General features: G+C 70.0%; 20 protein-coding genes and 1 pseudogene. 13 read left to right on the top strand and 8 right to left on the bottom strand.

The genetic code is table 11. From position 1 onward, the window contains the following. Positions 1-122: 122 nt before the first annotated feature. Positions 123-1,646: an NAD(P)H-quinone oxidoreductase subunit N gene (locus tag ACLD7X_RS10035; RefSeq protein ID WP_411423511.1), complete on the bottom strand. Its 1,524-nt coding sequence runs from the start codon at positions 1,644-1,646 to the stop codon at positions 123-125. 182 nt (positions 1,647-1,828) lie between these two features. Between ACLD7X_RS10035 and topA the strand changes: the two genes are divergently transcribed. From topA to ACLD7X_RS10060, 5 genes are read left to right on the top strand one after another with little or no spacing between them, the layout of a single operon-like run. Then, positions 1,829-4,579, top strand: coding sequence for a type I DNA topoisomerase (gene topA, locus ACLD7X_RS10040; RefSeq protein WP_411423512.1), 2,751 nt, complete (start codon positions 1,829-1,831; stop codon positions 4,577-4,579). Beyond that, positions 4,579-5,079 carry a hypothetical protein gene (locus ACLD7X_RS10045; RefSeq protein ID WP_412006739.1) on the top strand — a complete coding sequence of 167 codons (501 nt, stop codon included), beginning with the start codon at positions 4,579-4,581 and terminating at the stop codon, positions 5,077-5,079. The genes topA and ACLD7X_RS10045 overlap by 1 nt, the downstream gene beginning before the upstream one ends. After that, on the top strand, positions 5,079-5,738 hold the full coding sequence (locus tag ACLD7X_RS10050; protein WP_411423485.1) for a DUF2232 domain-containing protein: 660 nt from the start codon (positions 5,079-5,081) through the stop codon (positions 5,736-5,738). The genes ACLD7X_RS10045 and ACLD7X_RS10050 overlap by 1 nt, the downstream gene beginning before the upstream one ends. After that, positions 5,725-6,861, top strand: coding sequence for a nicotinate-nucleotide--dimethylbenzimidazole phosphoribosyltransferase (locus ACLD7X_RS10055; RefSeq protein ID WP_411423486.1), 1,137 nt, complete (start codon positions 5,725-5,727; stop codon positions 6,859-6,861). The genes ACLD7X_RS10050 and ACLD7X_RS10055 overlap by 14 nt, the downstream gene beginning before the upstream one ends. Before the next feature lie 10 nt (positions 6,862-6,871). After that, complete coding sequence (locus ACLD7X_RS10060) at positions 6,872-7,915, top strand: type 2 periplasmic-binding domain-containing protein (protein ID WP_411423487.1); 1,044 nt, start codon at positions 6,872-6,874, stop codon at positions 7,913-7,915. Between the two features lie 11 nt (positions 7,916-7,926). On the opposite strand, the gene ACLD7X_RS10065 is transcribed toward ACLD7X_RS10060, so the two are convergent. Both ACLD7X_RS10065 and ACLD7X_RS10070 read right to left on the bottom strand, forming a co-directional pair. After that, the gene (locus ACLD7X_RS10065; RefSeq protein WP_411423488.1) at positions 7,927-9,066 is read right to left on the bottom strand and encodes an aldo/keto reductase; all 1,140 of its coding nucleotides are present in this window, start codon (positions 9,064-9,066) and stop codon (positions 7,927-7,929) included. Between the two features lie 97 nt (positions 9,067-9,163). Next, positions 9,164-9,664, bottom strand: a pseudogene (locus ACLD7X_RS10070) (bifunctional nuclease family protein); the annotation flags it as partial. A gap of 51 nt (positions 9,665-9,715) precedes the next feature. On the opposite strand from ACLD7X_RS10070, the gene ACLD7X_RS10075 reads away from it, so the two are divergent. Next, positions 9,716-10,435: a riboflavin synthase gene (locus ACLD7X_RS10075; RefSeq protein ID WP_411423489.1), complete on the top strand. Its 720-nt coding sequence runs from the start codon at positions 9,716-9,718 to the stop codon at positions 10,433-10,435. Positions 10,436-10,461: 26 nt separating this feature from the next. Then, positions 10,462-11,040, top strand: coding sequence for an HdeD family acid-resistance protein (locus ACLD7X_RS10080; RefSeq protein ID WP_411423490.1), 579 nt, complete (start codon positions 10,462-10,464; stop codon positions 11,038-11,040). On the opposite strand, the gene ACLD7X_RS10085 is transcribed toward ACLD7X_RS10080, so the two are convergent. From ACLD7X_RS10085 to ACLD7X_RS10100, 4 genes are all read right to left on the bottom strand, one after another. Continuing rightward, complete coding sequence (locus tag ACLD7X_RS10085) at positions 11,041-11,484, bottom strand: AbrB family transcriptional regulator (protein ID WP_411423491.1); 444 nt, start codon at positions 11,482-11,484, stop codon at positions 11,041-11,043. It abuts the gene before it with no gap. Between the two features lie 111 nt (positions 11,485-11,595). Next, positions 11,596-12,210, bottom strand: coding sequence for a cytochrome c oxidase subunit 3 (locus tag ACLD7X_RS10090; RefSeq protein WP_411423492.1), 615 nt, complete (start codon positions 12,208-12,210; stop codon positions 11,596-11,598). Then, positions 12,207-13,829, bottom strand: a complete 1,623-nt coding sequence (gene ctaD / locus ACLD7X_RS10095) for a cytochrome c oxidase subunit I (protein ID WP_411423493.1) — start codon at positions 13,827-13,829, stop codon at positions 12,207-12,209. Before ctaD ends, ACLD7X_RS10090 begins: the two co-directional genes overlap by 4 nt. A 121-nt stretch (positions 13,830-13,950) precedes the next feature. Beyond that, positions 13,951-14,835, bottom strand: a complete 885-nt coding sequence (locus ACLD7X_RS10100) for a cytochrome c oxidase subunit II (protein WP_411423494.1) — start codon at positions 14,833-14,835, stop codon at positions 13,951-13,953. A 266-nt stretch (positions 14,836-15,101) separates the two neighbouring features. Between ACLD7X_RS10100 and ACLD7X_RS10105 the strand changes: the two genes are divergently transcribed. The 6 genes from ACLD7X_RS10105 to ACLD7X_RS10130 are packed head-to-tail and all read left to right on the top strand — an operon-like array spanning position 15,102 to position 20,268. Beyond that, entirely contained in the window at positions 15,102-16,019 is a 918-nt protein-coding gene (locus tag ACLD7X_RS10105) for a COX15/CtaA family protein (RefSeq protein ID WP_412006738.1), read from the top strand. Then, a complete protein-coding gene (locus tag ACLD7X_RS10110; RefSeq protein ID WP_411423496.1) occupies positions 16,012-16,971 on the top strand; it encodes a heme o synthase in 960 nt (319 codons plus the stop codon). The genes ACLD7X_RS10105 and ACLD7X_RS10110 overlap by 8 nt, the downstream gene beginning before the upstream one ends. A 9-nt stretch (positions 16,972-16,980) precedes the next feature. Next, positions 16,981-18,033, top strand: coding sequence for an ABC transporter ATP-binding protein (locus ACLD7X_RS10115; protein ID WP_411423497.1), 1,053 nt, complete (start codon positions 16,981-16,983; stop codon positions 18,031-18,033). A gap of 6 nt (positions 18,034-18,039) precedes the next feature. Beyond that, positions 18,040-18,906 carry an ABC transporter permease gene (locus ACLD7X_RS10120; protein WP_411423498.1) on the top strand — a complete coding sequence of 289 codons (867 nt, stop codon included), beginning with the start codon at positions 18,040-18,042 and terminating at the stop codon, positions 18,904-18,906. A gap of 12 nt (positions 18,907-18,918) precedes the next feature. Continuing rightward, positions 18,919-19,572, top strand: coding sequence for a hypothetical protein (locus ACLD7X_RS10125; RefSeq protein ID WP_411423499.1), 654 nt, complete (start codon positions 18,919-18,921; stop codon positions 19,570-19,572). A gap of 3 nt (positions 19,573-19,575) precedes the next feature. Then, complete coding sequence (locus ACLD7X_RS10130) at positions 19,576-20,268, top strand: N-acetylmannosamine-6-phosphate 2-epimerase (RefSeq protein WP_411423500.1); 693 nt, start codon at positions 19,576-19,578, stop codon at positions 20,266-20,268. Between the two features lie 55 nt (positions 20,269-20,323). Here ACLD7X_RS10130 and groL read toward each other — a convergent pair whose 3' ends face one another. Continuing rightward, positions 20,324-21,982, bottom strand: a complete 1,659-nt coding sequence (gene groL, locus ACLD7X_RS10135) for a chaperonin GroEL (protein ID WP_411423501.1) — start codon at positions 21,980-21,982, stop codon at positions 20,324-20,326. Positions 21,983-22,076 lie beyond the last annotated feature (94 nt).

Here is a 22,076-nt window from a genome sequence, read left to right on the forward strand (position 1 = left end):
CCCCCGAGCCGTACACCTTGTGGATGTTGCGCAGGTCGGCGACGGGACCGGCCTGCTCCGGCTCGACCATCACGAGCGCGGCCAGGCCCGGCTCGCTCAGCCTGGTCCCGGCCCCTGGCTGCTCAGCCAATCGACAAGCTGCCGCCACTGGCCAGGGCCTGCTGCAGGATCGGAGTGCCGGCCACCGCGTCGCCGGCCCAGGTGAACAGCGGGCTGGAGAGGATCCCGCCCACGGCCGTGACGATCACGCAGCCGATCAGCGCAGCGCGAAGCGCCGGCAGACCCGTGACCGACCAGTTGATCGCCGGATAGGCCTTGACGACGTCGGAGGCTTCCTGGGGCTCCTTCACGACCATCATCTTGATCACGGAGATGTAGTAGTAGATCGACACCACCGAGGTGATCAGACCGACCACCACCAGCAGGTACTGGTGGTCGGCCCAGCCGGCGAAGAAGAGGTAGATCTTGCCGAAGAACCCCAGCATGGGGGGGATCCCGCCCAGGGAGAGCAGGCAGAGGCTGAGGCCCAGGGTGATCAGGGGATCCTTCTGGTAGAGACCGGCGTAATCGGCAATGCGGTCACTGCCGGTGCGCAGGGAGAACAGGATGATGCAGGCGAAGGCCCCGAGGTTCATGAACAGGTAGGCCGCCATGTAGAGCACCATCGCGGCATAGCCGTCCTCGGTGCCGCACACCAGGCCGATCATCACGAAGCCGGCCTGGCCGATCGAGCTGTAGGCCAGCATCCGCTTCATCGAGGTCTGGGCCAGGGCCACGACGTTGCCCAGCACCATGCTGAGCACCGCGAGCACGGTGAACAGCAGTTTCCACTGGGCGTCGAAGCTCTCGAAGCACCCCACCAGGATCCTGACGGCGAGGGCGAAGCCGGCGGCCTTGGAGCCCACCGAGAGGAATGCCACCACCGGCGTGGGTGACCCCTCGTAGACGTCGGGGGTCCACTGGTGGAAGGGGACGGCGGCAATCTTGAAGGCGACGGTGGCCAGCACGAAGACGAGGGCGAGGGCCGTGACCGGGGAGGCACTGGTCTTGAGGGCCAGGGCGACGGCATCGAGCCCGGTGGCTCCGCCGGTGAGCCCGTAGAGCAGGGAGGCGCCGTAGAGGAAGACCGCCGCGGCAGCGGAACCGACCAGCAGGTATTTGAGCGCCGCCTCGGAGCTGCGGGCATCCCGCTTCATGTAGCCCGAGAGCAGGTAGCTCGAGACCGACAGGGTCTCCAGGGAGATGAAGATGCTCACCAGGTCGGTGGCACCGCAGAGGAACATGCCGCCGAGGGTGGCGGCCAGCAGGATGGCCGCGTACTCCCCCACCGGGGTGCCGCTGCGCTCCACGTAGCGCCAGCTGAGCAGCAGGGAGATCAGGGTGGAGGCGGCCACGACGCCGCGGAAGGCGATGGCCAGGTTGTCGGCGAGGAAGGATCCCAGGAACGAGGGCTCGAGCACTGGTGCGTTCCACTGCAGGGCGAGGAGCACCAGGGCAGAGCTCAGGCCCGCGTAGCAGAGGGGTGGGACCCAGCGGCTGGCGGCACGCTCGCCGGCCAGATCCACCAGCAGGCAGGCCACCAGGGCCAGCAGCACCGCCACCTCGGGGGCGATCGCACCGGCATTGAGCTGCAGGTTCAGGCCCACGGTTCCAGCCCCGCTGCCGATGGCGTCGGCCACGGTTGGGAGGGCGCCGAGCAGGGAGTTCACAGCAGCTCTAGGGCCAGGTTTCCGGCGCGACTGTAGCCGCGTTGATTCCGGTTCATCGCACCGGCGGCGCGCAGTTGCCGCTCGATGCGATAAAGAGGGAAGCGGTCGTCCGCCTGTCTGTGGGTCACACCCTGGTCATCGTCGAGAGCCCCACCAAGGCCCGCACCATCCGTGGATTCCTGCCGAAGGACTTCCGGGTGGAGGCCTCGATGGGCCATGTGCGGGATCTGCCCAACAACGCCAGTGAGATCCCGGCGGCCCACAAGGGTGAGAAGTGGGCCAACCTCGGCGTCAACACCGCCGAGAACTTCGAACCGCTCTACGTGGTGCCGAAGGACAAGAAGAAGGTGGTCAAGGAGCTCAAGGATGCCCTCAAGGGGGCTGACCGGCTGCTGCTGGCCACGGACGAGGACCGCGAGGGCGAGAGCATCAGCTGGCATCTGCTGCAGCTCCTGCAGCCGAAGGTGCCCGTCAAGCGGATGGTCTTCCACGAGATCACCAAGGAGGCCATCAGCCGGGCGCTCGACCAGACCCGTGAGCTCGACATGGAGCTCGTGCACGCCCAGGAGACCCGTCGCATCCTCGACCGGCTGGTGGGCTACACCCTCTCCCCCCTGCTCTGGAAGAAGGTGGCCTGGGGGCTGTCGGCGGGCCGGGTGCAGTCGGTGGCGGTGCGTCTGCTGGTGCAGCGCGAACGGGCCCGCCGGGCCTTCCGCAGCGGCAGCTACTGGGATCTGAAGGCCCAGCTCGAGCAGGCGGGCAGCGGCTTCGATGCCAAGCTCAGCCACCTCGGGGGGGAGCGGATCGCCGGAGGCTCCGACTTCGACGAGAGCACCGGTGCCCTCAAGGCCGGCAGCACGGTGAAGCTGCTCTCCGAGGAGGAGGCCCGCAGCCTCCAGGCCGCCGTGCAGAGCGGCGCCTGGTTCGTCGCCGAGGTGGAGGCCAAGCCCACCATCCGCAAGCCGGTGGCCCCCTTCACCACCAGCACCCTGCAGCAGGAGGCCAACCGCAAGCTGCGCCTCTCGGCCCGCGAGACGATGCGCACCGCCCAGGGCCTCTACGAGCGCGGCTTCATCACCTACATGCGCACCGATTCGGTGCATCTGAGCGATCAGGCCATCCAGGCGGCCCGCGGTTGCGTGGCCCAGAAGTACGGCCAGGACTACCTCAGCCCAGCCCCCCGGCAGTTCTCCACCAAGGCCCGCAATGCCCAGGAGGCCCACGAGGCCATCCGGCCGGCGGGCGAGAGCTTCCGCTCCCCCGCCGAGACCGGCCTGGACGGGCGCGATCTGGCCCTCTACGAGCTGATCTGGAAGCGCACGGTGGCCAGCCAGATGGCGGACGCCCGGCTGACCATGCTGGCGGTGGATCTGGAGGTGGCCGGCGGAAGCCTCGGCACCGCCCGCTTCCGTGCCAGCGGCAAGCGCATCGACTTCCCCGGCTTTTTCCGGGCCTATGTGGAGGGCAGCGACGACCCGGATGCCGCGCTGGAGGGCCAGGAGGTGCTGCTGCCGGCCTTCTCGGTCGGTGACCAGCCCAGCTGCAGGGCGGTCGAGGCCCTCGGCCACCAGACCCAGCCCCCGGCCCGCTACAGCGAGGCTGCGCTGGTCAAGACCCTGGAGCGGGAAGGGATCGGCCGACCCTCCACCTACGCCTCGATCATCGGCACGATCGTCGACCGGGGCTATGCGACCCTCCAGAACAATTCGCTGACCCCCAGCTTCACCGCCTTCGCCGTGACGGCGCTGCTGGAGGAGCACTTCCCCGACCTGGTCGACACGGGCTTCACCGCCAGGATGGAGCAGAGCCTGGACGAGATCTCCCACGGCCAGGTGGCCTGGCTGCCCTACCTCGAGAAGTTCTACAAGGGGGAGGCGGGCCTGGAGGTCCAGGTGCAGCAGCGGGAAGGCGACATCGATCCCGGGGTCTCCCGGACGGTTGCGCTGGAAGGCCTGCCCTGTGTGGTGCGCATCGGCCGGTTCGGGGCCTACCTCGAGACCAAGCGGGTGGCCGACGACGGCACCGAGGAACTGCTCAAGGCCACCCTCCCCCTGGAGATCACGCCCGCCGACCTGGATGCCGACAAGGCCGAACTGCTGCTCCGCCAGAAGGTGGAGGGACCGGAATCGCTCGGTGAGGACCCCGAGACGGGCGAGCAGGTGTACCTGCTGTTCGGCCAGTACGGCCCCTATGTGCAGCGTGGCCAGGTGAGCGACGACAACCCCAAGCCGAAGCGCGCCTCCCTTCCCAAGGGCCAGAAGCCCGAGGAACTCACCCTGGCCGATGCCATCGGGCTGCTGCGCCTGCCCCGGCTCCTGGGAGAGCACCCCGAAGGGGGGCGGGTGGAGGCCGGCCTCGGCCGCTTCGGCCCCTATGTGGTGCACCACAAGGGCAAGGGGGAAAAGGATTACCGCTCGCTCAAGGCTGAGGATGACGTGCTGAGCGTCCCCCTGGCCCGCGCCCTGGAGCTGCTGGCCATGCCCAAGCGGGGCCGTGGCGGCCGCACCGCCCTCAAGCATCTCGGCGTTCCCGAAGGTGCCGAGGAGCCCGTGCAGTTGTTCGATGGCCCCTACGGTCTCTACGTCAAGCAGGGCAAGGTCAACGCGTCCCTGCCGGAGGGCACCACGGCCGAGACCATCACCCTCGAGCAGGCCATGGAGCTGCTGGCGGCGAAGGCCACCGCCGGCAAGGCCAAGGGACGCTCCGGCACCGCCAGCAGGAAGACCGCCGCCGCGACACCCACCACGAGCAAGTCGGCCGCCAACAAACCCGCTGCCAAGAAACCCGCCGCCAAGAAGCCCCCGGCCACCACCAAGACCGGCAGGCTGCGGGCGAGCGCGGTGCGGGTGATCAAGGCGGCCGACGGCTGATGGCGCGCACGCCGTGGCGCTGGCGGTGCCTGGGGCCTGGGCTCCTGCTCTGTCTGGGCGGGCTCGTGGGGGGGTGCAGCGGCACCCCCTTCGGCGAACAGCTCTCCGGCAGCTTCTCCTCGGCGCCGGCCACCCCGTCCGCCGGCCCGGCGGGCTCCGCTCCCGCCGCCCCCGCTCCCGCCGCCCCCGACGCCGCAGCGCCGGCCGCGGCCCAGCCGGAGCGTGCCAAGCCGCCGCCGGCTCCTGTGCTCTCGCCGGCTCCCTACAGGATCACGATCAAGCTCTCCGGTGCTGATCCGGCGGCGCCGGCGGAAGCCGTCACCCAGGCCCTGCGTGCGGCTGGCGTGCCCTTCGAGGTGGAGATGATCGAGCGGATGCCTTCCCCAGGCTCCGCCTCAGCGGCGCCCGCACCCGCGCTGACTCCAGCCGCGCCGACTCCAGCCGCGCCAGCTGCAGCGGCGCCCAGCGCCACCACCGCCCCGGCGCCGGCCCCCCGCTGATGCCGCGCTCCCGCCCCGACCGCACCCTGAGCCGTCGCCAGGCCCGCCAGCTGATGGACACGGCCTACCTCGCCGCCGCCACCGGCCTCCTGTGGCTGGCGCTCTACTACCTGCCGGTGGGAAGTCCCCTGTTCCGGCTTGCCCTGCCCCTGCCCCTGGCCCTGCTGCAGCTCCGCCATGGCTGGCGCTGTGCCCTGGAAGGTCTGGTGGTGACGGCCCTGTTGCTGGTGGCCCTGATGGGGCCGATCCGCGGCCCGCTGGTGCTGTTCCCCTACGGCCTGCTGGCTCTGTGGCTGGGCTGGTGCTGGCACCGGCGCACCAGCTGGTGGCTCAGCTGGCTGGTGGGCAGCCTGATCGGGACCGCTGGATTCCTGGTGCGGGTCGCGGTGCTGTCCGTGCTGGTGGGGGAGAACCTCTGGGTGCTGATCACCACCGCGGCCGCCGGTCTGCTGGAGAAGCTCGCCGGGCTGGTCAATCTGGCCGCGGCGATCGAACTCAGCCAGGTGCAGGTGGCTGCCGTGCTGCTGGTGTGGGTCCAGAACGTGATCGTCGTGCTGGCCCTGCACGCCGTGGCCTACTGGATCTTCCCCCGGCTGCAGGCACCGATCAGCGAACCGCCGGCTGCCCTGCGGGCCCTGGTCGCCCTTGATCCCCTCTGAGCCCCGGCCTGAGCCGCCGGCCGGGATCGAGGACTGGGCCCGCACCCGGTCGCTGTTGCTGCTGGCGGCCACCGAGACGGCGGCGGTGCCGGGGATCTCCGCCGCAGGGGCGACGCCGGCCGCGCGCCGCCGCACCGCGGCCGCCGATGCGGAACTGGTGGTCAGGGGGCCGGCAGGGAGCCGTCCCCACGCCCTTCCCCCCCTGCCGGCGGGAGTGAGCCCCGCCCTGATCTCCCACGTCGTGCTGAGGGAGCTGGGCCTGCTGGAGCACTTGCTGGTGGTCGATGCGGGCTGTCCGATCGCCCCTGCCGTTCCCCACCTGCGCCTCCCCTGCCCCGAGGGCCAGGGACCGGCCCGCTGCCTGAGCAGCGGTGCCGCCATGGCACCGGTGCGGGTTCGGGCCCTGCTGGAGCGCGGACGCCGCTGGGGCGCTACCAGCGAGCCGGCCCGGCCCCTGCTGGTGGCGGAATGCGTGCCCGGTGGGACCACCACGGCCCTGGCGGTGCTCCGCGGCCTCGGGGTGGCGGCCGATGGCCTGGTGAGCGGCAGCCTGCGCACCAGTGCCCATGGTCTCAAGAGCGGGCTGGCGGCGCGGGGGCTGGCGGCCGCCGGGCTGGCCCCCTGGCCCGGCAGGGCCGGCACCGCGGCCAGCAACGATCCCCTGGCGGTGCTGGCGGCCGTGGGCGACCCGATGCAGGCCCTGGCCGCCGGGGTTGCCCTGGGCGCCGCCGGGCAGGGCGTGACCGTCCTGCTCGCCGGCGGGAGCCAGATGGCGGCGGTGCTGGCGCTGGCGCTGGCACTCACGCCCCCCGGCGAGCGGCAGCGCCTGGCGGCCCGCCTCAGCGTGGCCACCACGGCCTGGGTGGCGGAGGAGCCCGACAGTGATCTGCCGCTGCTGCTCCAGCGGATCGGGCTCCGCTGGGGAGTGGAACCCCGCCTGCAGGTGGCCCGGCTCCGCTTCCATGGCTGCAGCGCCGCTCCGCTGCGCGACTACGAACGCGGCTTCGTCAAGGAGGGCGTCGGGGCCGGTGGCCTGGCCCTGGTGTGGGAACGCTGCGGCCGCTCGCCGGACGCCCTGGCCCGGGCCTGCGACCTGGCCTGCCGCCAGATGGCCGGTGCCTAGGGTCAGCGCCATGGCCAGCACCTTTGCGCCCCTGTCCCGCCGCGAGCTCCTCAGACTCGGACTCGGTGCCGGGGCAGCCGCCGGCCTGCCGCTGCTGCTGGGCGGCTGCCGGGCCGCTCCCCGGGCCCAGCTCTGGGTGCCGGCCCGCTTCCTGCCGACCGCCTGGATCAAGGCCCTGCCGGCGGGTTGGCGCGCGCGCCAGCTGGATGAGCCCGCCGCGGTGCTGGCGTCGCGGTCGGCGGTTCCGCCGCCTGACCTGGTGGGCCTCAGTGACGGCTGGGCGGCCGAGGCGCGGGAGGCCTGGCAACCCTTCCCGGCTCCGGACCTGCTGGGCCGGCTGGCTCCCTGGGCCGTCCCGGCCAGCCGGCTGTTCGGCGGCGAGACGGCGCCGGCGGTGGCCTACCCCTGGGCCTATGCCCCCTGGGTGATCCTGCTGCGCTCCCGCCCCGATCTGCGGGCCCGCGCCGGCGAGGGATGGTCCCTGCTGCTGGATCCGAGTCTGCGGGGGCGGCTGGTGCTCCCCTCCAGCCCACGCGTCTGCATGGCCCTGATGGGAGGCGATTTCGAGCGCGTTCGGCGCCTCCGCCAGCAGGCCCTGGCCTACGACGAGCAGGACGGCCTGAACCTGGTGCTCAGCGGTGCGGCCGATGCGGCCGTGCTCCCCCTGCGCCCGGTCGTCCCGTTGCTGCGGCGGGACCAGCGCCTCGCGGTGATCTGGCCTGCCAGCGGGGCTCCCCTCACCTGGCAGTTGCTGCTGCGTCCCCAGGGCAGTGCCCAGCTCCCGCCCCTGCCCTGGCTCGCGGAGGCCCTGACCGAGCCGTTGCTGACCACCCTGCTGGCCGGTGGGTGGGTTCCCCCCCTGCCGGCGGGGGTTCTGGAGCCGGTGGTGCGCCGCTTCCCGCGTGCCATCGCCGCGTTGCTGCTGCCGGAACCTGGCCTGCTGCAGCGCTGCTGGAGCCTCCCCCCCCTGGAGATGGGCGCGCGGCTGGCGCTTCAGAGTCTCTGGGATGCCGCGGCACCGGACCCCCGCGACGGGGCCGGTGCCCCGCGCTGAGCCGCTTCCCCTCAGCCCCAGAGCCGTCGCCGTGGCGCGGCCGCCAGCCGCCGGTGCGTGTCGGCCAGCAACGCCGGAATCGGCAGCGACCGGGGGCAGCGGGGCAGGCAGGCTCCACAGCTGCGGCAGGCCTCGGCGTTGAGGGTTTCCCACCAGTGGCCGGCCCGGCCGATCAGGTTGTAGCGCTCCTGGGCGAAGCCCTCCATGCCATGGCCGACGGCCAGATTGCGCAGCCGCAGCAGCTCCGGAATCGGCACGTCATTCGGGCAGGGCAGGCAGGCGCGGCACTGGCCGCAGCCGGTGTCGCCCAGCCGGGCGGCGGCGGCCTCCCGGAGCCGCTCCAGGGCTGCCGCCCGCTCGGTACCCAGGCCGGCCAGCCGCCCCGCCTGCCACTGCCGGGCCCAGGCCAGATCCGCGGGCTGGGCCGCCCCCAGGCTGAGGGTGGAGATCCCCTGGTCCAGCAGGAACCGGTAGGCCAGCTCCAGGGGGTGGAACGGGGCGCAGTCCGCGAGCAGCTCCGGCGACGGCGCGTAGAGGTGGCCGCCCTTGTCGGCCGGGGAGATGGCCAGCACGCCGAGGCCGTCGGCAAGGGCGGCCCGGGCCAGGGGGAGGCGGGTCTGGTCGAACAGATGCACGTGCAGGCAGCAGAACGTGAACCGCCCGCTGGCCAGCGCCTGCTCGATCAGGGGGCTGGCGCCATGGCTGGAGAAGCCCACCTGCAGCACCAGGCCCTCGCCCAGGGCCCAGGCCAGGAGCTCGGCGCCCGCGCCGTGGCAGGCCCAGGCCAGGTGCTCCGGGGTGTTCAAGCCATGCACCGCCAGACCCGTGAGCTGTTCGAGCCCCAGGCGCTCCAGGATGGCGCGCAGCTGGGCCTGGCCGGTGGCCAGATCGGTGCCCGGCAGCAGTTTGCTGGTGACCAGCCAGCCACCTTCGGGAGCGAGCTCCGCCTCCCTGAGCCGCCGCAGCCCCTGGCCGAGGAAGCGTTCGGCCGGGCCATAGGCCGGGGCGGTTTCCAGATGGTTGATCCCGGCGTCCAGGGCCGCCCGCAGCACGGCCTCCATCTGCTCCGGACTCGCCAGGGCCCGCATCGTGCCCAGGGTGAAGGCCGAGACCGCCGGCCCCCGGCCGAAGGGGCGCCTAGCCGGCGTCACCGGGTGGATGGCTCGGGCCCAGGTCGCTCGGGCCCGGATCGGGGCTGTCGCTGGCGGCCTGGTCGCCGCCGCCTTCGGGTTCGATCTCGCGCTGCGCTTCGCCCAGATGGCGCACCAGTTCCGCCGGGCTGACCGAGTCGAGGAAGCGGCGGAACTCGTTCTGGTCTTCGGCGTCGGCCTCCGCGTCCACGGGGATCGAGGCGTCGGCCACCACTTCCTCGTGCATCCAGATCGGCGTGTCGGTGCGCACGGCGAGCGCGATGGCATCACTGGGCCGGGCATCGAGTTCGATCGGCTCGCTGCCCTCCGCTGCGCCGCTGCGGCTGAGCCGGAGCAGGGCCCGGAAGGTGCTGTCCTCGATCGTGTGGATGATCACGCGGTCGAGCTGGAGCTTCCCGGCGGCCAGCAGCTCCACCATCAGATCGTGGCTGAGCGGCCGGGGGGGACGCTCGTGGCCGAGGCCCACCAGGATGTTCTGGGCTTGGGCCTGGTCGATCCAGATCGGCACCTGGCGCCGGCCGGAGGGATCGCGCAGCAACACGATAGGACTGCGGCTCGCCGCATCCAGGGCAATTCCGGCGACCCGCATTTCCACCATGACCCGGCGTGCCCCTCTGACTGATTATGGCCAGCAGGGGAGGACGGGCGGATGTTCACGGGACTGGTGCAGGCCACGGGGTCGATCGAGCGGGCTGCCGGCGGGGTGCGCCTGCGCTGGTCTCCGGCGGCGGGGGGCTGGGGGCCGGGCGACCTGGGGCTGGGGGACAGCGTGGCGGTGGATGGCGTCTGCCTCACCGTGGCGGAGCGGCTGGCCGATGGCTTCCGGGCCGATGTCAGTGAGGAGACCCTGGCCCGCTCCACGCTGGCGGGCAAGGCGGAACGGCGGGCCGCCGTCAACCTGGAGCCGGCCCTGCGGCTGACCGATCGGCTGGGCGGGCATCTGGTGAGCGGCCACGTGGACGGCCTGGGCACCGTGCGGAGCATTGAGCGCCAGAGCGCGTCCTGGCGGCTCGAGATCGGCTGGGACGACCCTGGCTACGGCCGCTACGTGTGCGAGAAGGCGAGCATCGCCGTCGACGGGATCAGCCTGACGGTGGCGGGGTGCCGGGCGGATGGGGGCTGCTTCTGGATCGCGGTCATCCCCCACACCTGGGCCGGCACCACCCTGAACGCCCTGCGGCCGGGGGATGGGGTGAATCTGGAGGCCGACCTCCTGGCCAAGTACACCGAGAGGCTGCTGGCTCAGGGACGCCACGACCAGGCAGAAGGCAGCAGGGCCGCGGGAAGCGGTGCGGGAAGCCGTGCGGGAAGCGGTGGAGTGGCCCGGCTCGACGCCGCCTGGCTGGCCGAGCATGGCTGGCAGACCTAGGGTCCGGATGGATGCATGGCGGGTCGATGGGTCAGGCAGGCCGCTCCCTGGATGCCGCGACCCTGAGGGCCTTCACCCTCTGGGAAGGGGCGCTGATGCTGGTGCTGGGGGTTCTGGCGCTCCTCTTCCCCCTGGTGGCTTCCCTCTGGGTCACCGTGGTGGTGGCGCTGCTGTTCCTGGTGGGCGGGCTGGTGGGCTGGATCAACAACCTGATGCGGGCCCGGCTGCTCAGCCCCTGGCTCGCCTTCTGGAGGCTGGTGGTGTCCACCCTCTTCGTGCTCGCCGGCCTGGCGATGATCAGGCAGCTGGCCTCCGGTCCGGTCGGCGCGGCGGCCCCTGTGGCAACCCTGGCGCTGGCGATCGGGGTGGTGTTCCTGGTGGAAGGGCTGGTGGCCCTGGTGGTGTCCCTGGCCCACCGTCAGATTCGTGGCTGGGCCTGGGGACTGCTCAATGGGATCGTGACGCTGGTGCTGGGTGTGCTGATCCTCCGGCTGCCGGAGGCTGCGCTGCTGAGCGTGCTCGGCATCCTGGTGGGGATCAGTTTCGTGTTCAGTGCCGTGGATCTGCTCAGCTTCAGCGCCAGCTTCCACGCCGATCAGGGCTGATCAGTCCTGATCACCCGCTTCACTCGAGGGCCCCGGCTCGCTGTCCTGTTCCGGATCGTCCAGGGGTAGGAGCCAGATCGAACCGGTCTCCTGATGGATCTCGATCCGGAACTCCTGGCCGGGCTGCAGCCCCATCCGGCGGGTGTAGGCATTGCCGATCAGCAGGTTGCCGTTGCCGTGCACCCGCGTGCGGAACTCGGCCTGGCGCCCCTTGGCGTGGCCCCCGCCCACCTCGGCTGAGGCCAGACCCCCCGGCACCGGGTAGCCCTTGGCCGCCACGAGAGCGCGGTAAAAGCTCTTCCTCAGCACCCGCCCACTGGGCCCCACGTAGCCGCAGGCCCGGGCGATCTGATCGTCCGGCTGGTTGCTGAGGGCACGGGCCCGGTCCAGCAGGGCCTTGCCCTCCAGCATCTGCGTCGGACCACCGCCACCCGTGCGAGCCATGGCTGGAGACCTGGAAAACGCATGCATAGTGAGATTGTGCCCATGACCGGCTGTCATCGGCAACCGGAACAGCAGCGCGGCTGCCGCTGGGGGTGGGAACTCAGGGCAGGGTCAGAGGAGATAGAGCAGGCCATACAGCACCACCCAGATGCCGTCCACGAAGTGCCAGTAGAGCTCGGCGGCTTCCAGGCCGAAGTGGTTGCGGGCCGAGATGCGGCCGCCGCTGCGGCACTGGAACGCCACGATGGCGATGCAGATCACCCCCAGGGTCACGTGCAGACCGTGAAACCCGGTGAGGGCATAGAAGGTGCTGGCAAAGAGATTGTCGGTGAGGCCAAAGGGCAGTGAGAAGTACTCCAGCATCTGCCCACCGAGGAACGTGGCCCCCAGCCCGGCCGTGATCAGCAGCCAGGCCTGGCAGGCCCCGAGGCGGTTGGCCCGGCATTCGCGCCCCGCCCGGTGGAAGGTGAAGCTGCTGAGCAGCAGCAGCACGGTGTTGATGGTCGGCATCAACAGCTCCAGCTCGTAGGTGCTGCCGGCTGGGAGAGGGTTGACGGCGCGGAAGGTGAGGTAGGCCGCGAAGAATCCGGCGAACGTCATGCCATCGGCCACCAGGAAGGTGGTCAGCCCGAACATGCGCACGTCGGCATGGCCGTGGCTGTCGCCGTGATCGGAGCTGGACGCCAGCAGGGCGTCGTCGGTGGGATTGGGGGTGGTGGTCGTCATGGGGTGCCCTCCCGGGGGATGCCGTAGCCGTAGGGCTCGGTGACAAGGGGTGCTTCACCCCGCCAGTTCTCCACGGGTGGGGGTGAGCTGGTGAGCCATTCCGGGGTGCGGGCGTTCCAGGGGTTGTCCCCTGCTTCCTCACCGCGGATGGCCGTGATCACCACGTTCACCAGAAGCGGCAGGGTGCTGATCGCCATGATCAGGGCCCCCACACTGCTCAGCTGGTTGAGGCTGGTGAAGGCGGGGTCGTATTCGGCCACACGGCGAGGCATGCCATTGAGGCCGAGCCAGTGCTGCGGCAGGAAGCAGAGCTGGAAGCCGATCATGGTGAGCACGAAGTGGAAGCGGCCGAGATCTTCATTGAGCAGACGTCCCGTGAACTTGGGATACCAGTGGTAGAGGGAGGCAAAGATCACAAACACCGTGCCTCCGTAGACGATGTAGTGGAAGTGGCCGACCACGTAGTAGGTGTCGTGAACGTGGATGTCGAAGGGAACCTGAGCCAGGGTGATGCCTGTGATGCCCCCGAAGACGAAGTTGAGAATGAAGCCGCAGGAGAAGAGCATGGCCGAGTTCAGCGCAATCTTCCCTCCCCAAAGGGTCGCAATCCAGTTGAAGAATTTGATTCCGGTGGGAACGGCAATGAAGGATGTCGCGATCGTGAAGAACAGTCGCATCCAGGGCGGTGTACCGCTCGTGAACATGTGGTGGGCCCAGACGATCAACCCGAGAAAGACGATCGCCATGATGGAATAAACCATCGTGGTGTAGCCGAACAGGGGCTTGCGGGCATGCACCGGGAGAATCTCGCTCACCAGGCCGAATGCCGGCAGAACCATGATGTAGACGGCGGGATGGGAATAGAACCAGAAGAGATGCTGGTAAACAACCACATTGCCTCCCAGCACCGGATTGAAGAAGCCCGTGTGCGCAATGATGTCGAAGCTGAGCAGGATCAGCACACCGGCCAACACCGGGGTGGAGAGCACCACCAGCAGGCTGGTTCCCAGCATGGCCCAGCAGTACATCGGGAGTTGCATCATCTTCAGCCCGGGCCTGCGCAACTTGAGGACCGTGGCGATGAAGTTCACGGCGCCAAAGATCGAGCTTCCTCCAAGCAGCAGCACGCTGAGAATCCACACCACCTGGCCAGCTGCCGGTGTCGTGAGGCTGAGCGGCGGATAGGCCGTCCAGCCCGATTGGGCAGCTGCTCCGGCCAGAAAATAGCTGCTGATCAGCAGGATTCCGGCTGGCGGAATCATCCAGAACGCCACCGCATTCAATCGCGGAAAGGCCATGTCCCTGGCACCCACATAAAACGGGATCAGGTAATTGCCAAAGCCTCCGTTCACCACGGGCACGATCCACAGGAAAATCATCACCGTGCCGTGCAGGGTGAGCACCTCGTTGTAGGTGTCACGGCTGACGAAGTCGGCCATGGGGCTGACCAGTTCGGTGCGGATCACCCCAGCGAGGGCGCCTCCGACCAGATAGAAGAGGAAGCCGCAGACCAGGTACTGCAGGCCGATCACCTTGTGGTCGAGGCTGAAGCTGAGGTAGCGCAGCCAGCCTGTGGGTTGAAGGCCCGTGGGCAGGGGACTGGGACTGGCGAGGGTCATGGGGATCGGAGGAGTCGGCTCCGGACGTCAGGCGAGCGGCAGGGAGCTGGTGCAGGGGAAGGATGCCGGTCAGAGCGGCTGCCCGCGGGTGCACGGGCGGATGGTGGGCGACGGGGTCCAGTCATGTGCTGGTGAGGGGCGTGTTCTGCGCTCTCCAGGCCTCGAAGGCCTCGGGTTCGTGCACCACCACGGTGGAGCGCATGCCGCCGTGGTAGGCGCCACACAGTTCGGCGCAGACGATCGGGTAGCTGCCGGGCCGGGTGGCGGTGAAGGACAGGACGGTGGTCTGGCCGGGGATCACGTCCTGCTTGAGCCGGAACTGCGGCACCCAGAAGGCGTGAATCACGTCGCGGGCTTCCATGCGGAGTTCGACGGGCTGGCCCAGGGGGACATGGAGTTCACCACTGGTGATGCCGTTGTCGGGGTAGTGGAAGATGAAGGCGAACTGCATGGCCGTCACCTCCACCGGCAGGGTGGGAAGGGGCGCCGCTCCATTCACCGTCGTGGCTGCGGGATCAGCCGCCGTGGTGGCGGGCCCGATGCCTCCCCAGATCCGGGGGGCTGGCGTCGGTGCGGAAGCCATGGCCCCGTGATCCATAGCTTCATGGCCCATGGCGGCATGGTCCATGGCCGCATGGTCCATGAGGGGCGCCATCCCTCCCATCCGTTCGTAGATGTCGTAGCTGTAGATACCGACAAACAGCACGACCACGGCCGGAATGGCCGTCCAGACGATTTCGAGGGGAAGATTGCCCTCGATGGCGATGCCGTCAGCCCCGTCACCGGGAGGCCGCCGGAAACGCATCAGGCTGTAGATCAGCACGATCGCGACACCCAGGAAGAGGGTGGTGCCAATGCTGAATAAAACCTTAAAGAGTGAATCGTAGGTGGCCGCATTGCTGCTGGCGTCAACCGGAAGCAAGTTGACTCGATTCCCCACCAGCAGCCCTGTCGCCACAAGGCCTGCACTGGCCAGGGCTGTGGTCACGGCGGTGCGGATTTGCACGGAGTTTTCGGTACTGGGTTTCAGCCTATGGGCAGGGGCCGCGGATTGCGAGGCCGGCCTGCGGGATGATGGCGATTGGAACATTCTTGTCCGCTTTCATCGCCATCCCAGTGGCTGAATGTGGCGAATCCCGGATGTGAGCAAATCGCCATCCCGGCACAGCGACACCATCGCTACGGTGTCACGACTTCGCCGCGACCCGCCGCATGCCAGCCGGCCTCGGGCCCTCCTTTCCGCCGCCATCACCACTGGCTTCCGTCGGGCTGGTGCGCAGGCTTGAACGACTCAGTGGCCATCTGGTGGTGGCCCTGGTGGTGCTGGTGGTGATCGGAGGCGCCACCCGTGTCATGGAAGCCGGACTCGCCTGCCCCGACTGGCCTCTCTGCTACGGCACGCTGCTGCCCGGCCGCCAGATGAACCTCCAGGTCTTCCTGGAGTGGTTCCATCGGCTCGATGCGTTCGTCGTGGGGATCGCCCTGCTGGTCCTCGCCGCGGTGAGCGTGTTCGCCCGTCGCCGCCTGCCGCCGTGGCTGCCGCCCCTCTGTCTGGCGGCCCTGCTGCTGGTGGCGGTGCAGGGCGGGCTCGGGGCCCTCACGGTGATCCAGCTGCTGCCGGCCGCCCTGGTCACCGCCCACCTGGCCACGGCCCTGCTGCTGGTGGCCCTCGTCAGTGGCATGCACCAGGGCCTTCGCGTGACGGCCGCGGCGCTTCCAGGAGCCCAGCAGGCTGCCCCGCAGGCACGGGGCCTGGCCGTGGCCGCGATGGTGGTGGGTCTGATGGTCTTCACCCAGTGCCTCCTCGGCGGTGCCATGGCCAGCCAGTGGGCCGCCGACCGCTGTGTCGGCCTGGGCGAGGCCTGCCGCTGGCTGCTGTTTCACCGCCGCATGGCGCAGGTCTCCGCTCTGGCGGTCCTCCTGCTGGCCGGGACGGTCCTGCTCCGCTCCCGCGGCTGGGGGATCCGCTGGCTCGGCATCACGGCAGGCGCCCTGGTCCTGGCCCAGGTCGGTCTGGGGGTGAGCACCCTGAGGCTCGGCCTGGCCGTGCCGGCGCTCACGATCGGCCATCAGCTGGTGGCCGTTCTGCTGGTGGCCGTGATCGCCGCGGTGGTGGGCCATGGCCTGGCCATGACGGCCCCGGGGCCGATGTCCGCAGATGCTTCCTTCGCTGAGGTGATCCATGGTTAGTGCCACGGTCCTGTCCATGGCCAAGCCGGCGGTGCGCCCGTCGGTGCAGTTGCCCGCCTGGCTGGAAGTCGCCAAGCCCCGCCTGATCCCCCTTCTGCTGGCCACGACCCTGGCGGGCATGGCGGTGAGTGGCGGGACCATCGCCCCGGGCATGGCCGTCTGCACCCTGGTGGGCGGGGCCCTGGCCTCCGCTGCGGCCGGGGTTCTGAACTGCCTCTGGGAGCAGGATCTCGATGGCCGCATGCAGCGCACGAGCCGCCGTGCCCTGCCCTCGGGCCGTCTGGCCCAGCGTCAGGCCTTCGCCCTGGCGGTGGCGCTCACCCTGGTGTCTGTGGTGGTGCTGCTGATCGGGGTCAATGCCCTGGCGGCCAGCCTGTCGCTGCTGGGCCTCTGCAGCTATGTGCTGCTCTACACGGCTCTGCTCAAGCCGCGCACACCGCAGAACATCGTGATCGGCGGGGTGGCGGGGGCGATCCCCCCGCTGGTGGGGGCGGCGGCCGCCAGCGGCCAGCTGGGACTGGCCAGCTGGTGGCTGTTCAGCCTGGTGATGGTCTGGACCCCTGCCCACTTCTGGGCTCTGGCTCTCCTGCTCCGGGAGGACTACCGCTCGGTGGGCATTCCGATGCTGCCGGTCGTGCACGGCGTCGTCGTCACGGCCCGGGCGATCCGCGGCTACGCCTGGCTCACGGTGGCGCTGAGCCTCGCCGGCGTCTGGCTGCTCCCCTCGGGTGGGCTCTTCTACGGCCTGCTGGTCCTGCCCTTCAATGGCCGTCTGCTCCAGCTGGTGCGGGCCCTGGAGGTCCAACCCGAGGATCCCAGGGCGGCCCGCTCCCTGTTCCGCTGGTCGATCTTCTATCTCTTCGGCATCTGTCTCCTGCTGCTGATGGCCCGGCTGCCGATGGCCGAGCCGCTCTCCATCCCCCTCGCGGCACTGCCTACATTGGTCGGCTGATCTGCGGGCATGGGCTGGGATGGCCAACGGAGAGGGGCGCTGGTGATCGAAATCGCAGACCTCCGCAAGGGTTACGGCACTGGCCCCAGACGGGTTCAGGCCCTCGACGGCCTGTCGCTCTCGGTCCCCGCCGGCAGTCTCTACGGCTTGCTCGGACCGAATGGAGCCGGCAAGACCACCACCCTGCGGATCCTCTGCACCCTGCTGGCCCCCGATCAGGGGTCGGTCCGGGTGGCCGGCGTCGATCCCCTCACCGATCCGCGGGCTGTGCGCCGCCTGCTCGGCTACGTGGCCCAGGAGGTGGCGATCGACAAGATCCTCACCGGTCGGGAACTGCTGCAGCTGCAGGGCGATCTGTACCACCTCAAACCCGCTGGGCGGGATCGGCGCATCGAGGAGCTCGTCGCGTTGCTCGGCATGGCCGACTGGATCGACCGCCGCTGCGGCACCTACTCCGGGGGGATGCGGCGACGCCTCGATCTGGCTTCGGGACTGCTGCACGCCCCCCAGGTGCTCGTTCTCGACGAGCCCACCGTGGGGTTGGACATCGAGAGCCGTGCCGCCATCTGGGACGTGCTGCGGCGTCTGCGCGACGGCGGCACCACCGTGTTGCTGAGCAGCCACTACCTCGAGGAGGTGGATGCCCTGGCCGACCGTCTGGCCATCCTCGAAGCCGGTCGGGTGATCGCCGAAGGCACTCCGTCGGAACTCAAGGATGCCCTCGGGGGCGATCGGGTCACCCTGCGGGTGCGGGAGTTCAGCGACGCGGAGGAGGCCTCCCGGGTCCAGGACCTGCTCCGCGGCTGCCAGGGGGTGCGCCAGGTGGTGGTCAACCGCGCCCAGGGCTATTCCCTCAACCTCGTGGTGGAGCACGGGGGCGTGGTGGAGCAGCTGCGTCGCCAGCTGGCCCAGGCCGATCTGCCCGTCTTCGCCCTCGCCCAGAGCCGTCCGAGCCTGGATGATGTCTACCTCCAGGCCACCGGGCGCACCCTGATGGACGCCGAACTGGCCGTCGCCGGGATCCGCGATCCCAAGGCTGAACGCAAACAGAGCATGCGCTGACCTGCCATGACCACCGCCTCTTCGTCCATCCCCGCCACGGGGGACGCTCCCGATGCCCGGGGCTCGGCCTTCGCCGAGATCAGCCAGGAGACCCTGGCGCTGACCCGTCGCCTGTTCGTGCAGCTCCAGCGCCGGCCCTCCACTCTGATTGCCGGGGTGCTGCAGCCGCTGATCTGGCTGATCCTGTTCGGGGCCCTGTTCGCCAAGGCTCCGGCCGGCCTGCTGCCCGGCGGCGTGAGCTATGGCCGCTTCCTCGGGGCGGGCGTGATCGTGTTCACGGCCTTCAGCGGGGCTCTGAATGCGGGGCTCCCGGTGATGTTCGATCGGGAGTTCGGTTTCCTGAACCGGCTGCTGGTGGCACCCCTGCGCTCCCGCAGCTCGATCGTGCTGGCCTCGGTGCTCTACATCACGGCCCTGAGCCTGGTGCAGAGCCTCGCCATCATGGGAACGGCGGCCCTGCTGGGATACGGCTGGCCGGGCGGGAATGGCCTGCTCCTGGTGCTGGTGACCCTGTTGCTGCTGGTGTTTGCCGTCACGGCCCTGAGCCTCGGTCTGGCGTTTGCGCTGCCGGGCCACATTGAGCTGATTGCCGTGATCTTCGTCGCGAACCTGCCCCTGCTGTTCGCGAGCACGGCCTTGGCACCGATTTCCTTCATGCCGGCGTGGCTGGGCTGGCTAGCGGCCCTGAATCCCCTTACCTTCGCGATTGAACCGATCCGTGCCGCCTACGCCGGCAACCTCTCCCTTACGGCCGTGGTGCTTCAGGCTCCCTACGGAGATCTGAATGCTGCCACCTGTCTGGCGGTGCTGGCGATCCTGGCGGGCGGGCTGTTCGCGTTGATCCGGCCCCTGCTGGATCGCAAACTCACCTGACGAGCCGCCACCGTGCCCCGACCACCCCGCTTCCCCGTGCCAGCCCGGCCCGATCTGGAGGGTCGCCTGCTGGGGGCGGTCGCCGAACGCGAGGCTGCCCAGGCCCGGCGTCTGGCTGACCAGCTGGTCCACCGCCGGGGTGTCGCCGCCCTCGAGCGCCTGATCCACCGCACCCTGAGCCGGAGCCAGGGTGAGGAGGCCAGGGATTGGCTGGCCGGCCTGGTCGGCCTTGCGGCCCCGGTGGCTGCTCAGTCTGTTGACCAGTGGGTGGACCAGGTTCTGGATCAGGTCGTCGCCCCCCGCGTCGAGCCGTTCCTGCAGCCTGAGCCAGCCGACGAGACCGACCGCTCCACGCCTGACTCCGGTGCGATGGCTGCTCTGCAGGACACCCTGGGGGTCGGGTTCGCTGCTTCGGAGGCCTTCGGCGAGGCCTCCTGGCTGCAGGATCTCGCCCGGGAGCAGGACGTGCTGGCCGGCATCCTGCGGGAGCCGGTCGCCCCCGCGGCGTCAGCGCCGTCGCCCTCGGCCCAGCAGCCCCTGATTCCCCGGCTGATGGCGGTGTCGCCGTCGCCGGTCTCCCGGCGCGCACCGGCACCGACCCCAGCCTCGCTGGCGCGGCTGCGGGCCTGGCTCCACGATGACGATGTTCTGCCGGAGGCCAGCTGAGCCGTGGCCCCTGCGCCCATCCCCAGCGGCCTGATCGTGTCGGTTCAGGCGCCGGAGGGATCCCCGATGCGTCATCCCGAGGTGATCGCGGCCGTGGCGGAGACCTGTCTGCTCCAGGGAGCCACGGGAGTCCGGCTGGAAAGTCCCGAGCACATCGGCGCCGTGCGGCGTCGTTGCCCACACGCCCTGATCGTGGGGCTCTGGAAGCGAACCTACCCCGACAGCCCGGTGTACATCACCCCGGGCTGGGAAGAGATCCGGGCTGTCTGGGCCGCCGGTGCCGACGTGGTGGCCATCGATGCCACCGACCGCCCGAGGCCGGCGGGGGCTGATCTGGCCGCGCTGATCGAACGGGCCGCCGCCGAGCTGGGGAGTCCGCTGATGGCCGATGTGGATTCGGTCCAGAACGGCCTGCGGGCTGCGCAGCTCGGCTGTGCCTGGGTCGGCACGACCCTCTACGGCTACACCGAGGAGACGGCCGGCCAGGCCCCGCCGGCCTGGGATCTGCTGGGCCCGCTGCGCCGCCAGTTGCCTCAGTCGGTGAGCCTGATCTGCGAGGGGGGGATTGGCTCGGCCGCCGAGGCCTGTGCCGCGCTGGAGCAGGGGGCCGACGCGGTGGTCGTGGGCACGGCGATCACCGGCGTCGACCTGCAGGTGGCTGCCTACGTGGGGGCGATGGCGAAGGCCAGGGCCTGACGCAGGGAAAAGGCTGGGCCTGAGCGCCAGGGCTGGGTGCAGCCCTGGCCGGCGATCACATCATCCCGGGCATCCCCATACCGCCCATACCGCCCATGCCACCCATACCGCCCATGTCGCCACCGGGGGCCGGGGGAGCTGGCGGTTCCGGCTTGTCGGCGATGACCGCCTCGGTGGTGATCAGCAGCGAGGCGATGGACACGGCGTCCTGCAGGGCCAGGCGGGTCACCTTGGCCGCATCGATGATCCCTGCCGCCATCAGGTCTTCGTAGACACCGGTCTGGGCGTTGTAGCCCTTGCCGCTGCTGAGCACGGCGGCACTCACGATCGAGCCGTCGATCCCCGCGTTGACGGCGATCTGCTGGAGCGGTTCGGCGAGGGCGCGCTGCACGATCTCCACACCGGTGCGCTCATCGCCCTGGGAGGCGGCCGCCAGTTCCGTGAGGTCCTGGGTCAGCTGAAGCAGGGTGGTGCCGCCCCCGGCCACGATGCCCTCCTCCACGGCGGCACGGGTGGCGTTGAGGGCATCTTCGATCCGCAGTTTGCGGTTCCGCAGCTCGGTTTCCGTGGGCGCTCCCACCTTGATGACCGCCACGCCGCCGGCAAGTTTGGCGATCCGTTCGGTGAGCTTCTCGCGGTCGTAGTCGGAGTCGGTGTTGTCGAGCTCGCGCTTGATGGAGGCCACCCGGTCGGCCACGGCCGCCTGGTGGTCATCGGTGGCCACGATCGTGGTGCTGTCCTTGGTGATGGTGATGCGACGCGCCTGGCCGAGGTCGGGGAGGAGGGCCTTGTCCAGGGTCATGGCCTGGTCCTCGCTGATCACCGTGGCCCCGGTCAGGACGGCGATGTCCTGCAGATAGGCCTTGCGCCGGTCGCCGAAGGAGGGGGCCCGCACGGCAGCCACCTGCAGCACGCCACGGTTCTTGTTGACCACCAGGGTGGCCAGGGCTTCGCCCTCCACCTCCTCGGCCAGGATCAGCAGGGGGCGCCCACTCTTGGAGACGGCCTCCAGCACCGGCACCAGGTCGTTGATCGAGCTGATCTTCCGGTCGGTGATCAGGACCAGGGCGTTGTCAAAGACGCACTCACGACGCTCCTGATCGGTGATGAAGTACGGCGAGCTGTAGCCACGGTCGAAGGCCATCCCCTCGGTGATCTCCAGCTCGGTGGCCAGGGAGGTGGATTCCTCGACGGTGATCACCCCATCGGCGCTCACCTTGCCCATCGCGTCGGCGATCATCCCGCCGATCTCCTCGTCGTTACCGGCGCTCACCGTGGCCACCTGACGAATCGCCTCGCCGGCCACGGCCTGGGCTTTGGCCGCGATGCCCTCAACGACCCTGGCCGCGGCCCGTTCCATGCCGCGGCGGACCCCCACCGGATTGGCTCCAGCGGCAACGTTGCGCATGCCCTCGCGCACCATGGCCTGGGCGAGGACCGTGGCGGTGGTGGTGCCATCACCGGCCTTGTCCTTCGTCTTGCTGGCGACCTGCTGCATCAGCTTGGCGCCGATGTTCTCGAAGGGATCCTCGAGGTCGATTTCCTTGGCGATGGTCACGCCGTCGTTGACAATGTCCGGGGCGCCGAACTTCTTCTCGAGCACCACGTTGCGCCCTTTCGGACCGATGGTGACCTTCACGGCATCGGCCAGGGCGTTGACACCCCGTTCGAGGGCGGCGCGGGATTCGTCGGAAAAGCTGACCAGCTTGGCCATTGGGTCGGAGAGGTGCCTTTATGAAAGATTCCCATGGCGACCGTTGCCCGGTCTGGTGGGGAAAGCCGAATGCAGCACGGGCCGAGAGGCCACC

This window comes from Aphanothece microscopica RSMan92 (genome assembly GCF_046613545.2).
Classification (GTDB): Bacteria; Cyanobacteriota; Cyanobacteriia; order PCC-6307; family Cyanobiaceae; genus NIES-981.